This window comes from Acinetobacter sp. 226-1 (assembly GCF_030329325.1).
Lineage (GTDB): Bacteria > Pseudomonadota > Gammaproteobacteria > Pseudomonadales > Moraxellaceae > Acinetobacter > Acinetobacter sichuanensis.
Window position 1 is genome coordinate 185,000 of the sequence record NZ_JACANU010000004.1, and the last position, 15,160, is coordinate 200,159.

General features: G+C 36.7%; 13 protein-coding genes. 4 read left to right on the forward strand and 9 right to left on the reverse strand.

Translation table 11 applies throughout. The features are described from left to right. Positions 1-244: 244 nt before the first annotated feature. Entirely contained in the window at positions 245-1,069 is an 825-nt protein-coding gene (gene pcaU, locus HX124_RS09570) for an IclR family transcriptional regulator PcaU (protein ID WP_107008777.1), read from the forward strand. 21 nt (positions 1,070-1,090) lie between these two features. Here the strand turns inward: pcaU and HX124_RS09575 are convergent, their stop codons facing one another. The 5 genes from HX124_RS09575 to HX124_RS09595 all read right to left on the reverse strand — a co-directional run bounded on the left by HX124_RS09575 (position 1,091) and on the right by HX124_RS09595 (position 6,493). Continuing rightward, the gene (locus HX124_RS09575; protein WP_286382434.1) at positions 1,091-1,831 is read right to left on the reverse strand and encodes an SDR family NAD(P)-dependent oxidoreductase; all 741 of its coding nucleotides are present in this window, start codon (positions 1,829-1,831) and stop codon (positions 1,091-1,093) included. Positions 1,832-1,901: 70 nt separating this feature from the next. Further along, positions 1,902-3,245 carry an MFS transporter gene (locus HX124_RS09580; RefSeq protein ID WP_286382436.1) on the reverse strand — a complete coding sequence of 448 codons (1,344 nt, stop codon included), beginning with the start codon at positions 3,243-3,245 and terminating at the stop codon, positions 1,902-1,904. A gap of 124 nt (positions 3,246-3,369) precedes the next feature. Next, on the reverse strand, positions 3,370-3,699 hold the full coding sequence (locus HX124_RS09585) for an NIPSNAP family protein (RefSeq protein WP_286382439.1): 330 nt from the start codon (positions 3,697-3,699) through the stop codon (positions 3,370-3,372). Next, positions 3,689-5,446 (reverse strand): FAD-dependent oxidoreductase, encoded by a 1,758-nt coding sequence (locus tag HX124_RS09590; RefSeq protein WP_286382441.1) that lies wholly within the window; start codon positions 5,444-5,446, stop codon positions 3,689-3,691. The genes HX124_RS09585 and HX124_RS09590 overlap by 11 nt, the downstream gene beginning before the upstream one ends. A 237-nt stretch (positions 5,447-5,683) precedes the next feature. Next, entirely contained in the window at positions 5,684-6,493 is an 810-nt protein-coding gene (locus HX124_RS09595) for an IclR family transcriptional regulator domain-containing protein (protein ID WP_286382569.1), read from the reverse strand. Positions 6,494-6,672: 179 nt separating this feature from the next. Here HX124_RS09595 and HX124_RS09600 point away from each other — a divergent pair, with 179 nt between their 5' ends. Beyond that, entirely contained in the window at positions 6,673-7,413 is a 741-nt protein-coding gene (locus HX124_RS09600; protein ID WP_286382443.1) for an SDR family NAD(P)-dependent oxidoreductase, read from the forward strand. Between the two features lie 183 nt (positions 7,414-7,596). Here the strand turns inward: HX124_RS09600 and HX124_RS09605 are convergent, their stop codons facing one another. Further along, on the reverse strand, positions 7,597-8,811 hold the full coding sequence (locus HX124_RS09605; protein WP_286378078.1) for an MFS transporter: 1,215 nt from the start codon (positions 8,809-8,811) through the stop codon (positions 7,597-7,599). Positions 8,812-8,908: 97 nt separating this feature from the next. On the opposite strand from HX124_RS09605, the gene HX124_RS09610 reads away from it, so the two are divergent. Continuing rightward, a complete protein-coding gene (locus HX124_RS09610) occupies positions 8,909-9,688 on the forward strand; it encodes an AraC family transcriptional regulator (RefSeq protein WP_286382445.1) in 780 nt (259 codons plus the stop codon). Positions 9,689-9,724: 36 nt separating this feature from the next. Here the strand turns inward: HX124_RS09610 and HX124_RS09615 are convergent, their stop codons facing one another. Continuing rightward, on the reverse strand, positions 9,725-10,882 hold the full coding sequence (locus HX124_RS09615; RefSeq protein ID WP_286382447.1) for a hypothetical protein: 1,158 nt from the start codon (positions 10,880-10,882) through the stop codon (positions 9,725-9,727). Positions 10,883-11,009: 127 nt separating this feature from the next. Further along, positions 11,010-12,062, reverse strand: coding sequence for a Rieske 2Fe-2S domain-containing protein (locus tag HX124_RS09620; RefSeq protein WP_286382449.1), 1,053 nt, complete (start codon positions 12,060-12,062; stop codon positions 11,010-11,012). Between the two features lie 208 nt (positions 12,063-12,270). On the opposite strand from HX124_RS09620, the gene HX124_RS09625 reads away from it, so the two are divergent. After that, the gene (locus HX124_RS09625; RefSeq protein WP_107008786.1) at positions 12,271-12,750 is read left to right on the forward strand and encodes a MarR family winged helix-turn-helix transcriptional regulator; all 480 of its coding nucleotides are present in this window, start codon (positions 12,271-12,273) and stop codon (positions 12,748-12,750) included. 84 nt (positions 12,751-12,834) lie between these two features. Here the strand turns inward: HX124_RS09625 and HX124_RS09630 are convergent, their stop codons facing one another. Next, positions 12,835-15,027 (reverse strand): OsmC domain/YcaO domain-containing protein, encoded by a 2,193-nt coding sequence (locus HX124_RS09630; RefSeq protein WP_286382451.1) that lies wholly within the window; start codon positions 15,025-15,027, stop codon positions 12,835-12,837. Between the last annotated feature and the right edge of the window lie 133 nt (positions 15,028-15,160).

Consider the following 15,160-nt stretch of genomic DNA (forward strand, 5'->3'; position numbering starts at 1 on the left):
ATTGTGCTGAATATTCATAAGGAAAAATCACACCCAATCCCGAGTGTTTTTGTGTAGATTTCGCATATTCATTTTTATTGTTTTTTGGATTTTGTTCTAGCATAAAATAGCAAAATTGTTCGTTAAACAGTATAATTGTTCGGTGATCGAACAATTATTCGTTTTTTGTTCACGTTTATGTCAATTTTAAATTAACCTAATACGATAAGTATTTATGGTAAATCAACACGGAATGTATTAAAAAATGACTGTAGAAAATGAACTCGAAAAAAAGATTTTAGAAAACTCAGAAAATAAAAAACTGATTCGACATGAAGATTTTGTAGCTGGTATCAGCAAAGGGATGGCGATCTTGGAATGTTTTGGTTCTGAACGTCATCGTTTAAATATTAGTATTGCCGCAGAGAAAACAGGCTTAACACGTGCAGCCGCAAGACGACATTTACTCACTTTAGAATATTTAGGTTATTTGGAGTTTGATGGGCATTATTATTACTTAGCTCCTAAAGTTTTAAAGTTTTCAGGTGCTTATCTCAGTGGGTCGCAACTGCCAAAAATCTGTCAGCCTTTATTAAATTTATTAACCACACAAACTTCTCTCATTTTTTCAGTGATGGTTTTAGATGGTTTTGAAGCAATTACCATTGCTCGAAGCGCAGCGCATCAACAGACAGATCGAGTCAATCCTTATGGTTTGCATTTAGGCAATCGTTTACCTGCACATGCCACATCCGCAGGGAAAATTTTATTGGCACATTTAAGTTTGGAACAACAACAAGAATGGTTAGAAAAATATCCATTAAAGCGACTGACCAAATATAGCTGTATGGATAATCAGCAGTTTTTACATATTTTAGATGAAATTAAAGAACAAGATTGGTGCTATTCTAGTGAAGAACATGAACTTGGAGTGCATGCTCTCGCTGTTCCTATTTATGGACCTAAAGGTAATGTTGTTGCTGCACTGAATATTGTATCGCCCACGATGCGTACTACAAAAGAATATTTAATTCAGCAAATACTCCCTTTATTACAAGAAACCGCACGTGATTTAAGAAATGTAATTTAAATTGTATCGGGCAAAAGTTGATTATTGCGTGGTATATCCACCATCAATTGCATAATTTGCCCCAGTGATAAATGAAGCCTGATCTGAAAGTAAAAAGATGACCAAATTTGCAACTTCATCCACTGTACCTAACCTTTGAATAGGATGTTTAATCTGTATTTCTTCGGTTTGAACTTTGCGGATTAATGGCGTTTCGACATAACCTGGATGAATAGAATTCACACGAATATTCTGCTGTGCATAATCTAGAGCAGCAGCTTTGCTTAGTCCAGTCACACCATGCTTTGCTGTGATATAAGCTGCCCGATTTTGAGTCGCAACAGTACCTAAAATAGAAGAGGTATTCACAATACTGCCACCGCCATTTTTCAACATTAATGGGATTTGAAAATGTAAACAATAAAAAATACTGTTTAAATTTACATCTATTTGCTTATGCCATGTTTCAATAGATAAATCAGCAATACTTTTGACAGGACTTGCAATTCCAGCATTATTAAAGGCGAAATCTAAACCTGAAAAGTGTTGATCAATTTGCTCAATACAAGACTGCATAAACTCAACATTGGAAACATCACCCACCTGTAGCAAAATATCAACGTGTGATCCGATTAAATGGACAGTTTCAGCTAAATGGTTTCGATTAATATCAATTAAACATAACTTGCAACCATATTCTGCCAACAAAATACTCGTAGCTTGCCCGATTCCAGAGCCAGCACCTGTCACCATGGCAACTTTATTTTCAAAATGATATTGCATAAATCTTCCTTGTTTTATACTAAGTGTTGTTGTTATTGATTCATAAATACCAACAACACTTTGTTAAATATTAATAATTTAAGCTTTTCACACTGGTAATTTTCTTTCTTGGCGATTGCAATAAAATTGCTAAACCTGATAAAAATGCAGGGATCATTAATAAAGTAAACATCGTCTCTAGTGGAATTTTTGCATTAATCATCGCTGCTCCTGCAAAAGCACTTAAAATTGCACCTAAACGTCCGATGCCATTCATCCACGTTGCCCCTGTTGCTCGCGCACTGGTTGGATAATAACCCATTGCAACCGAGGTTAAACCTGTAGAACCACCATTAAAGGTAAAGCCTAAAATCAATGCCATCACACACATTAAATTAAAGTTTTGACTAAACTGACCTAAAGCATAAGTGGCAAATGTGCCCACCAACATTGCAATAAATAGAACCACTCGTGGGCGATATTGATCCATCAGCCAACCTAAAACCATACAACCTAAAGGTCCACCCAATTGAAAAAATGATGTGACTATAGCCGCTTGAGAAATACTGAATTGATTCATTTTAATCAGTGTAGGCAACCAACTACTGCATAAATAAATCAAGAACAATGCCATGAAATAAGCAATCCATAGCATGACCGTACCATACAAATATTCACGTGAAAGAATAAGCTTTAATCCCGTTTTTTCGGTTGGGATTTCATTTAAATAAAACTGATAATGTTCAAATTTTTGTTGAGGATATAAACGATGTAAAATCAATTGGATTTTATCTTGTGCATTACCCTTTTTAACTAAATATGTAATCGATTCTGGCATTTTCCAATATAAAAATGGCGCTAAAATTAAAGGTAGAACTCCACCCAAAACCAACATACTACGCCAACCAAATTCAGGAATCATCCATGCAGCTAAAAAGCCCGCCGCCGCCGCGCCTAAAGAAAAACCACAATAAACAGTATTTACTGTAAATGAACGACGACGATCAGGTGCATATTCTGCTGCCAATGTTGCCGCATTGGGTGCAGCAGCACCTGCACCGAGTCCCGTTAAAAAACGATAAATAATCAAATGCGTAATATCTGTTGAAAAAGCAGTCAATAAAGTAAAAATACCAAAGCCAATCAAACTCAAAATCAGGACTGGTTTACGCCCAAACTTATCGGATAATGGTCCCGAAACCAAAGCTCCAATCGCTAAACCGACCAGTGCAGCGCTCAGCACAGGCGCGATTTGCTGTGCAGTAATGCCCCACTCTTGTATAATCTGCGGTGCAATTAAGCCCATGACCACCACATCAATACCATCAAGCGCAATAATAGCGAAACAGAAAAATAAAATGAGTTTTTGAAAATTTCCCACTTTATTTTCATTCAGTATTTTCTTAATATCCATCCTTTGCATACTTGTGCTCATTTTTCATTCTCCTTATAAAAAAGCACGAAGCCCCTGTAGCACTGCAATGACAGTACCGTTTCCAAAACACAGGGATTGATTGATTTATGAATTAAATCGATTCATAAAATGATTTAAAAATGAATCATAAATTAAATGACTTTAAATGTACTGGTCGCACCAATTGGTTTGTTTGCGACTGCACAAGTCCTTCAGTTTGTTGTAAATAGACTTGAAAATCAGGGTCAGTATCTCGCGCTAAACTACGCTTTTCATAATCATCTAAACTATCGTAACCCCACAAATGCACCACCTGATTTAATGAACCAATGGTCGTGACATAAAACCCTAAAGGCTGCCCAAGATGTTTTTTCAATACAGGCATTGCTAAAGTATCAAATAACGCTAAAAATTTTGGCAACATACGTGGCGTAATGGTATAAATTCGATGGTCAACAATTGCTTTATGAAACATTTTGCATCTCCTCTTGGTTTTGTTGTGCTAAGCCTTTACCACCTTTGGCTAAATCTGCAATATGTAACCCTGTCAAATAACCAAAAGTCATGATGGGTCCCAATGTGATGCCTGCACCTGGATAATTTCCGCCCATCATACTGGCACGATCATTTCCTACCGCATATAAGCCGACAATTTTTTGATTTTTCGAGTTAAGCACTTCTCCAGTGACCGCAGTTCTCAACCCATCAAATGTGCCCAGATCACCCATAAAGACTTTTACTGCATAAAAAGGTCCTACTGAAACAGGTGCAATACACGGATTTGGCATATGTTCGGGGTCTGCTAAATAACGATTAAATGCTGTTGAACCACGTTGAAATGTAGGATCTTCACCATTTATCGCATGTTTGTTGTATTCAATAATCGTATCGCTTAAATTTTTAGCATCAATTCCTGCATTTTCTGCTAACTCTTCTATGGTATTTCCTTTCATTAAATAGCCATTTTTCACTAAACCTGATAATGGCATTGGTGCAGGTTTTGCATAGCCTAGACCATATTTAGCAATGGTTTTTTGGTCGCAAATCAACCACATTGCAGTTTCAGACATCCCTTGACATGCTCGAAATAAAGCAGCACCAACATCATGATAAGAGTTTGACTCGTTGGTAAAACGTTGCCCATTTTTTAGAACGCCAATAATGCCGGGCTTATAACGATCTAATAAATGTGGAAATACGCCATAACCCTCAGCTTGTGGCACTTTTGAAACAGGCATCCATGCAGCAGCATCTTGATATTGAATATCGACTGCACCACCGACTTGTTCTGCCATGCGGCAACCATCACCTGTATTACTGCTTGGAACTGGGGAAATATGTTCTCCACCTGTTTTTAAATGTGCATAAGTTGTTTTTAAACGTGCAATATCATGTGAAAAACCACCACATGCCAACACAACACCATGCTTTGATTTAAGCTTTAATTTTTTACCTTCTTGTAAAATTTCTACACCTACAATTTTCCCCGATTCTTGTAGCAATTTTTGTACGGGTGTTGATGTATAAATCGGAATATCTAAATCAAAAGCTGATTTTGCCAAGCGTGCTGCCAAAGCATTTCCACTGGTCACATTGGTTCCTCGACCATAAAAAGCCAACTCTTTCATATGAATGGCTAAACGCTTTGCTACATACATAAATGAAGTAAATGATTTAGTTGCATTAAAAAAATGTTTTAAATCTGCATTTGACGAATTAAACATCATGCCCATAAAAGTAATGGTTTTTAAGGGTGGACGTAAACGTTTCATATTTTCGCCTAAACTACGAATATCAAACGGTGCAGCTAAAATAGAACGTCCAACCTCAACCCCACCCGATACATCAGGATGATAATCTGGATACAAAGTAGGAATAAATTTGACTGTGGTTTCTTTCTCAAAAAAATCGATCATTTTAGGTCCATAGTCTAAAAAGGCATCGACTGCTTGAGCATTATAAAAATTTTGAGTTTCGTGTTTTAGATAGTTAATTGCTGCTTGTTTTGAATCTTGAATACCATTTTTTTTAGCGTGTGGATTATTAGGAATCCAAAGCACTCCACCAGAAAATGCAGTTGTACCACCAAAAACTGCATCCTTTTCTAAGACAATCACCTTTAACCCCTGCTTTTTCGCGGTAATTGCCGTCGATAATCCTCCTGCACCTGAACCTATTACAATCAAATCCCAATCATTTTGTTGATCTAATGCATCATGCATATTTTCACTCCATGCAAATAACTCTTCATCCATGCTTCGTTATTATCGAAACACACTCAGAATGATGTTTTGACTTTTCCTTTGTTTTTTAAACTAATGATGAAAAAGTCATTCGCAAAGTGTAAAATTTAATCAATGCGCGATGATCGTACATATCAGATAATATTCGTACAAATACTATGAAACGAATATCGTGACTGTGATCAATCATCCCAATATTCAAGATCATGAGGGGTTTTAAATCATATCGCGTATTTCCTTTGCAGCCTGTCTTAGCATAGGCACAATGGTATTCACCAAATAAAAATCATTGACTTTATTGACTGATGCCACAGCGTTCATCGCGGCAATGAGTTCTCCCTTTTGATTAATAATAGGGACTGCAACTGCAACAACCCCAAGTTCATATTCCTCACTAGAAATACAATAAGCCTGCGCTCTAATCCTCTGTAATTCTTGTAAAAAAACTTCCTGCTCAGTCATTGTATAATGGGTAAAGCGACGTAATTCATAATGTTCAAGCCATTGTTTTTGCTCTTCAAGACTTCTTTGTGAAAGTAATACTTTACCTGTAGATGCAGTATGTGCTGGTATTCTATTGCCGAGATGAATGCCAAAAGGGCTGACTCGAAACTCCTCATGCTGCGGTGAAATACTACGTGCCACAGGAACCAACTCATGATGGTCTAAAACAACAACAGAAAAAACCAAAGAAGTTTTTGCCGCTAAAATATTCAGTACAGGTTGAGCTATTTTAGGTAAATGTGCTGTATGCAAATATGCACCAGAGAATTTTAAAACTTTATGTGTTAGCCAGTAATAATAATCATCTGTGTCTAAATACCCTAAAAACTTCAATGTTTTTAGATAACGTCTTGCTGCCGTTCTCGTTAAACCTGTACGTTCTGCTGTTTGTGTGACATTGAGGCGCTGTCGGTCTGAGCCAAACGCTTCTAAAATACTGAGTCCTTTTGCTAGACCTGCAATATAATCATCATATTTTATCTGCTCACCTGATAATTCATCCTGAATTAATTCATCACGCATATCATTCTCTCTTTGTTGTTTTGCACGATCATCGTCCACTTGATATGAATACCGTTCAAAAGCATATTTGTAAACTACTCAAATTATTTTTTAGTGGCTAATTTAAATTTAGGTCATTAATCAATGCCAAATTTTTAGCATTTAGGCTGCTTATTTATTATTGAATCAAGGAATGAAAAATGTCTAGACTGAAAGACAAAGTATGCATAATCACAGGCGCAGCATCAGGTATGGGTGAAGCTGAAGCTTTTGCCTTTGCCACACAAGGGGCAAAACTTGTGATTGCAGATCTAAATATTGAATCTGCTCAACAGGTTGCAGATAAAATTAGACAAATGGGCAATGAAGTACTTGTTGTACAGGTTGATATTACTGAAAAGACTCAATTAGAAAACTTAGTTCAGACCACACTACAACACTTTGGCAGAATTGATGTTTTGCTGAATAATGCAGGTATTTTTGATAAATATATAAATAGCTTAGACACCAGTGAACAACTTTGGGATTTAGTTTTTAATATTAATGTGAAATCTATTTTTAATTTAAGTAATTTAGTCTTGCCACACATGATCGAACAAAAATCTGGCGCGATTATCAATATTGGCTCAATTGCTGGACTTGTTTCAAAAATGGGGGGCGCATCTTATACCGCATCCAAACATGCTGTACTGGGTTATACCAAGCATCTTGCTGCCGAATATGGCAAATTTGGGATTAAAATCAATGCCATTTGCCCGGGAACAATTCGCACGCCTATGACTGCTGAGATGTTAAAAACTCGCCCTACTGACAAAATTCCTTTAGATCGTTTTGGTGAAGTCAATGAAGTTGCTGACTTAGCGATATTTTTAGCATCGGATGAAGCTCAGTTTATGTCAGGTGCATGTATTACGATTGATGGAGGATTTACCAGTATTTAAATTTTTATTTATAAAATAAATGCGTTTAATCATTTCATTTAGGTCTAGCATTTTTAATACAAATCATGATGATGTAATTGAATTTGATATGGCACTAAAAAATCATATTAAAAAATAAGCATGAATATAAAAGAGGTCATTATTTATATTCATGCTTAGGCTATTTATTATTTAACAGTGATCTTACTTTTTTGTATTAGGTAAAAATAATGAACCAATTCCTAATAAAGGTAAGAATGAACACAGCATAAATACCCATTGAATCCCTTGATGGTCTGCAAGATAACCTAAGGCTGCTGCCGCAATCCCACTGATACCAAACATTAAACCAAACATCATGCCTGCAATCATGCCAACACGCCCCGGCACCGCTTCCTGTGCATAAACCACCATGGCTGAAAAAGCAGAAGACATCACCAAGCCTGAAATCACAGATAAAATCAATGTCCAAGTCAGATCTGCATGAGGCAAAATCAGCGCAAAAGGTGCCATACCGACAAAGGAAATAATGATGACCGCTTTACGTCCAATTTTATCGCCTATCGGTCCTCCAACAAAGGTTCCCAAAGCGACAGCAGCCAAAAAGCCAAATAAATAAAATTGTGCTGTTTTTAAAGAAAGATCAAACTTTTCCATTAAATAGAAGGTGTAATAATTGCTTAGACTGACAATATAAGTAAATTTTGCCAACATCAAAATCGCAATCAAACCTAAAGCTCGATATAAAGTTTTGCCATGCAATTTGTTCTGAATTGCCTGAGAAGCTGTATTAACAGTGCTTTTTTTATGTTTAATCGTCCATCGACTGACTTGATACAGCACCCAAATCGCCAATAATGCAAATAACATAAACCATGCTGTTGCCGCCTGACCATTGGGGATAATAATCGCTGCTGCCAATAATGGACCAATCGCTGAACCTGAATTTCCGCCCACCTGAAATGCAGATTGTGCTGTACCAAATTTACCACCCGATGCCATTCGTGCCACACGTGACGCTTCAGGATGAAAAGTTGAAGAACCGACGCCAATCAGTGCAGATGAAAGCAATAACATGCCAAAATTTGCTGAAAATGCCAAACCTGCAATCCCAATCAAAGTCACACCCATCCCCATTGGTAATAAATAGGGTTTAGGATGTTTGTCTGTATATAATCCAATCCAAGGTTGTAACAATGATGCTGTCACTTGATAGACCAATGAAATCAGACCAATCTGGGTAAAACTGAGTTGGAAATTGACTTTCAGCATAGGATAAATTGCAGGAAGTACCGCCTGAATCAAATCGTTAAGTAAATGTGCAATCGCCACTGCGGCAATCATCGATGTGACCATTTGAGTCGGTTGATTTGAAACAGTTGTAGTGCCAATTTCACTAGATTGAGGATTCGGCATCATATATATCCTAGATCAGAGGTAGGAAAATGCATTATAATTCGTCATATCAAAGCTTATATTCCAATAATCATCGCCTAAGTGACAATTGAGTTGAATTATGACACATTCTGCTAGAAGATCTGCTGCTTTAGTGACCTCAATGTCATCATCACGTGAACATGGCAGTATTATTCCTCAGCATTTTCATTGTCGTGGTCAACTGTTATATGCTGTTGAAGGTCATATCCGTGTCTATACATCAGATCACATTTGGATTATTCCACCGCACTGTGCGTTATGGATTCCTGCTTATTATGAGCATAGTGTTTTGTCTTATGGGCAAGTTTGTCTAAACTCAGCTATGGTTGAAGAAACTGCGGCACAGGCTTTGGGTCAGCACTGTTTTTTGGTTCGTATGAGTAATTTATTACGTGAATTAGTTTTACGTTTAAATCACCCTAAAACTGATGATGATCTGACAAATCAATCCAACAATGACCAACGTCAGGCTCTAGATCAAGCCCTGCAACTGCTTATTTTCAATGAGATTCAACAGTCTCATAATTTTTCTTTAGACATTCCATGGTCACGCGACCCACGTTTGATCCAGATCTGTTCAGAATTGATTGATCATCCCGACAGTCAAAAAGATCTGGATGCATGGGCAGATCAAATTGGTACCAGTTCACGTACTTTAATTCGACTATTTCAAAAAGAAATGGGATTGAATTTTCGGCACTGGCTGCAACGCATGCATGTCGTGTTGGCTTTGGGATATTTATCGGAGCATCTTTCAATATCACAAATTGCAGGAAAACTCGGCTACCAAAGTAGTAGTGCATTTACAGCCATGTTTAAAAAACAGCTAGGTGCTCCACCGAGTCATTTCCGCAAATAATCAGCTTGGTTCAATCATTGTATTTCATCAGAAAAATTAGAAATAAGCATCAAGCAACAAAGATTTTAAATTCGTAGGATCTTGAAGATGTTTTACAATAAATTCTGAATGTTGAATACTTTCTTGCACATTTTTCAGATCTGTTTTGTATTTTTTATATAAATCTTTAGTTTTAATTTTGCGCGATGAAAATAACGCAATATGACTCCCCCAATCAAAACTATCAATAATCTCTTCAATTTCAATATCTAATTCTTCAATTTGCGTTTCAAGCGCCGTATTATAAAATTTAAGCTGTTCATCTGCATAAGATTTTTGTGCTGTAGATACATCCTTTCCAATATATTGTTGTAACTTTAATAAAGTAAATAAATCTTTCTTTTCGTATGCTTGGTTGGTCATCTGAAGAATTTCAGTTTTTTCAACTTTTTTTACTTCATCTAATTCACGATCTGGGTGTATCGCTGCTGCAATTTTTGAGTAAATTGATTTTAAAGATTGGTTTGCCATTTTTTTGGCATACTCTTGTTTTTCCAGTTTTTTTTGTTCTTTTGCACGTTCACGTTGCATTTGTTTTTCAATAGAAATTTTTTCTGCTTCATCTAAGCTTTGTAAAAATTCTTGTTCTATTTTCTCATTAATTTTCGCAACTAAACCGTCTATATCTTCTACATCAAAGTCAAAATCAACCACTGTTACATCAACACCCATTTCTTGACATACCATTTTTTTGATCATTTCTTTTTGTAAATTTATGATCATTTCCTCAGCAAATTCAGGAACAGCTGTATTGAAGTTTTTTTCTGTTGAAGCGCTGCTATCAGGCTGAAAATAATGAAATATTCTACTTACCTCGTCACATTGCAACTCAGTCAGTGTATTCACTCGCATAAGTTGCGCTGAAATATGAGCAATTCTATCATCGAGTATTTCTTTGTATCTTTTGGTCAGTTTATTTTTTAATTTATGCTGCCACAACATTTCAAGCTGTTGAAAATATAATTGATGTAATTGTGTATAAGCTGGCAGTAATTCTTTAGCCGCTTGGTGCTGAATATCTTGTTGAGCATGTTGCCATTCAGCCAGTAAGTTTTTTTGTTGATCAAGCTTTTTTAACAATTGATTAAACTTTTTCTGTGTTGCAGAAAGATTCGGCTGATCTTGTTGGAGCGAAATATCGAGATATTGCGACATAAATAAAGATAAATTTAAAGTTTAATTCTTACAGAGTATAAGGCTTTTTGTGGTTTTATAGGAATATTTAACAAAATAGATCATGCCTTTCTCAGAAGAACCTCATCAACAAAGAAAGGCTTAAACATCAAATCAAATCTGCAATAATACGTCGAGCACGGACTAAGCCAACATCAATATGAATACCCACCATTTCCTTGTGTTCAAATTGCTTTAAGTTTTTAAATTGCGCTTCGATCACGACTTTATCTTCATCAAAAGTAAGGCGTGTTTGTTCGATCACAACTTTGGCGATACGCTCACGATCATGCTGTGGGTTGGTTGACATTGTCCAAAAATAATGACAAGTATTTTCTGTTTCAGGTGTAATTGCGTGGAAACCTCGCATATTAAAACCATTACGTTCAGGATTATCTAGGCTATCTGTGCCTGTATCAATCGCACCAGTCCAAATACGAATATGAGAAACGCGAAAATCAATTTCTTGCCACCGATCAACTTTAGCTTGGAATGGATATGCCATGCTATATGTTGGCGGTGGATCTGAAGCAAGCATATGGCGTTTGACCACCACTTGATTGTCCCCTTGTGTCACTTTCATTTCAGCATTCATGTGAATCTTAGCATTGCCACCAATGGTTTTTAAATGCACATAGGCTAAATGACTTAAATCCATCAAATTATCATGAATAAGTTGATAAGGTGCATCATAGTGATAGACATCACCATCGTAGAGATAGTCTTCATGTTCATGATAAGGATAGTCTGGAACTTCACTATTGGGAGTTTCATATTCAAAACTATACCAAAGCCAAATTAAACCTTGCTTTTCAATAACATGATAATGTTTTACTTTTGCTTTATTAGGTACTTTATCTTGTCCGGGAACTTCAACACACTGCCCTGTTGCATTATAAAGTAAGCCATGATAACCGCAACGTATTTGCCCATTTTCTAAATGACCACTTGAAAGTGGCATACCACGGTGACAACAACGATCCTCTAAAGCTGTAACTTTTCCTTGAGAATCTCGAAATAAAATCATTGGAATATTGAGTACTTTTCTTGCAATAAAGTCATCTTTCAACTCCTTAGACAGTGCCACCACAAACCATTGATTTTTAGGAAAAGAGTTTTGTTGGCTTTCCTCTACCAGATCAATTTTCAGCTTATTATTCATTTTCATATCCTTATTTTTCAACACTTTATATTATAAAATTCAATTTTCATAATACTTTAAATGCTCACCAGCAATGATATTTAAATCCTAGTGATTTAGTTTAAAATTAAAGCAATATAGTTGCAAAGTCAACTTTATAGTTGCTAAAACAACCATATTTACACAATCATCTATGCTATGATGATGAAAAACTAATTTTCAAGATGAAATGAAAACACAGTCAACTTTAGAGCTTGAACGCTATATACCTGCATTGATTACTTTTTTTTCAAATAAAATGTCTCTTGGTTCTTCACAAATTTATGCTCAGCTCTTTCAAATCAATATTATCGAATGGCGTATTTTGTCAATGCTAGCGGTTGAACCTAATATCTCTGCTCGTCGGATCAGTCAAGTGATTGGCTTAGATAAAGGTGCTGTAAGTCGTGCTATTGCTAAACTTAAAACCCAAGAATATGTTGAAATTAAAGAAGATAAACGAGATGCAAGAGCAACAAAAATTTGCCTGACAATACAAGGAGCGCATCTACATGATGAAGTATTTAAAGTGGCAATGGATCGTGAAAAGGTTATTTTTGATATTTTATCTACGGAAGATAAAGAACATTTGATTCGTATTATGACCCAACTGAATGCACATATTATTGATGCAAATGAACAACTCAATGAAAAATATCTAAACCCGTAGCGACTACGATTCTGTAAAATAAAAGCGTGGCACTACACCACGCTTTTATCGTTCATACTATTCGTTTAGATGATTGATTTAGATTCATGCACTAACAAATTTTGCACGTGCTGCATGTAACTTTTTATAACTGTCAATCAAGCGCAAATGACGATCCAAACCTTCAAGTTGCATATTGGTTTCAGTCAAACCGTAGAAACGAATGCTGCCATCCATTGAACCAATCACTGCATCCATTCGCTCATCACCAAACATACGGCGGAAATTATGCTCATAATCATTTAAATCAAGCTCATCGTCCAGTTCAACTTCAAGCACCACATTCATACACTGATAGAACAAACCACGTTCAACTGTGTTGGTGTTGTATTGCAGGAATTGTTCAACCAATTCTTTTGCTTCTTCAAATGCTTGCAGCGCAATATAAATCAGCAATTTAAGTTCTAGAACAGTGAGTTGTCCCCACTCTGTATTGTCATCGAACTCCACCCCGATCAACGTTACAATATCCGTATAGTCATCGACTTCAAGTTCTTCCAAACGTTCAACCAATGCTTCGAGTTGTTCTTCATCCAAACGATGTAGATTTAAAATGTCTTCACGGAAATCCAAAGCTTTGTTGGTATTGTCCCAAATCAAATCTTCAACCAAATAAATTTCAGAATAATCAGGCACTAAAATACGACATGCGGTTGCACCCAAATGCTGATAAACCGCCATATAAACGTCTTTGCCCATGTCTTCGAGAATTGAAAATAATGTCTGTGCTTCCGCCTCATTATCGCCATTGCCAGTAAAATCCCACTCGACAAAGTCATAATCTGACTGTGCACTAAAGAATTTCCACGACACCACACCACTTGAGTCAATAAAATGCTCTACATAGTTATTTGGCTCAGTCACGGCATTGCTGCTGAATGTCGGTTTTGGCAGATCATTCAACCCTTCAAAACTACGCCCTTGTAACAACTCAGTTAAACTGCGCTCAAGTGCCACTTCCAGTTTAGGATGCGCACCAAACGAGGCAAAAACTCCACCTGTACGTGGATTCATCAACGTCACACACATGACTGGGAATTGCCCACCGAGCGAGGCATCTTTAACCAAAACAGGGAAACCCTGCTCTTCCAATCCTTGAATACCTGCAACAATTTTTGGATATTTCGCCAAAACCTCATCAGGAACATCAGGTAAGGCAATTTCACCCTGAATAATGTCACGTTTCACGGCACGTTCAAAAATCTCAGACAAACACTGTACTTGTGCTTCTGCCAAGGTATTGCCTGCACTCATCCCATTGGAAAGATAAAGATTTTCAATTAAATTGGATGGGAAATACACCGTTTCACCATCCGACTGACGTACAAATGGCAATGAACAAATGCCACGTGCTTTATTGCCTGAGTTGGTGTCATACAAATGTGTACCTAAAAGCTCATTTTCAGGGTCGTAAATTTCACGAGTATAATCATCTAAAATTTCAGTTGGCAAAGCCCCGTTGGCTTGTGGTGGAAACCATTTTTCATCTGGATAATGCACAAATGCAGCATTGGCGATTTCTTCACCCCAAAACTGATCGTTATAGAAGAAATTACAATTTAAACGCTCAATAAACTCGCCCAATGCTGATGCCAAAGCACTTTCTTTGCTTGAACCTTTACCATTAGTAAAACACATTGGCGATTGTGCATCACGAATATGCAAAGACCAGACATTCGGGACAATATTGCGCCATGAAGAAATTTCAATTTTCATGCCCAAACCAGCCAGAATCGCTGACATATTGGCAATGGTTTCTTCTAAAGGTAAGTCTTTTCCTGGGATAAATGTCGTGCTTTCTTTGGCGAGGTCTGGCATCAGCAAAGCTTGAGCATCTGCATCAATGCTTTCCACTTCTTCAATCACAAACTCAGGACCCGTTTGGATCACTTTTTTGACGGTACAGCGGTCAATGGAACGTAAAATACCCTGACGGTCTTTGTCTGAAATATCCGCAGGTAATTCAACCTGAATTTTAAAAATTTGCTTATAACGGTTTTCAGGGTCAACAATATTATTTTGTGACAGGCGAATATTATCGGTGGGAATGTCACGTGCCGCACAATAGACCTTTACAAAATATGCTGCACATAAAGCCGAAGATGCAAGGAAATAATCAAACGGTCCTGGTGCAGAGCCATCGCCTTTGTAACGAATCGGTTGATCTGCAATCACCGTAAAGTCATCAAACTTGGCTTCTTGGCGAAGATTGTCGAGATAATTGACTTTGATTTCCATGTAAGCACCTAAATTTTATGTGGATAAATCAGCACATAAATTTGAAAAATATTAAAACAAGTCGATGAAAAGAACTGACTTTAAAGAGAACAGAAGTAAATTTATTTAAATCTTAAACTTAAATAACTTACTC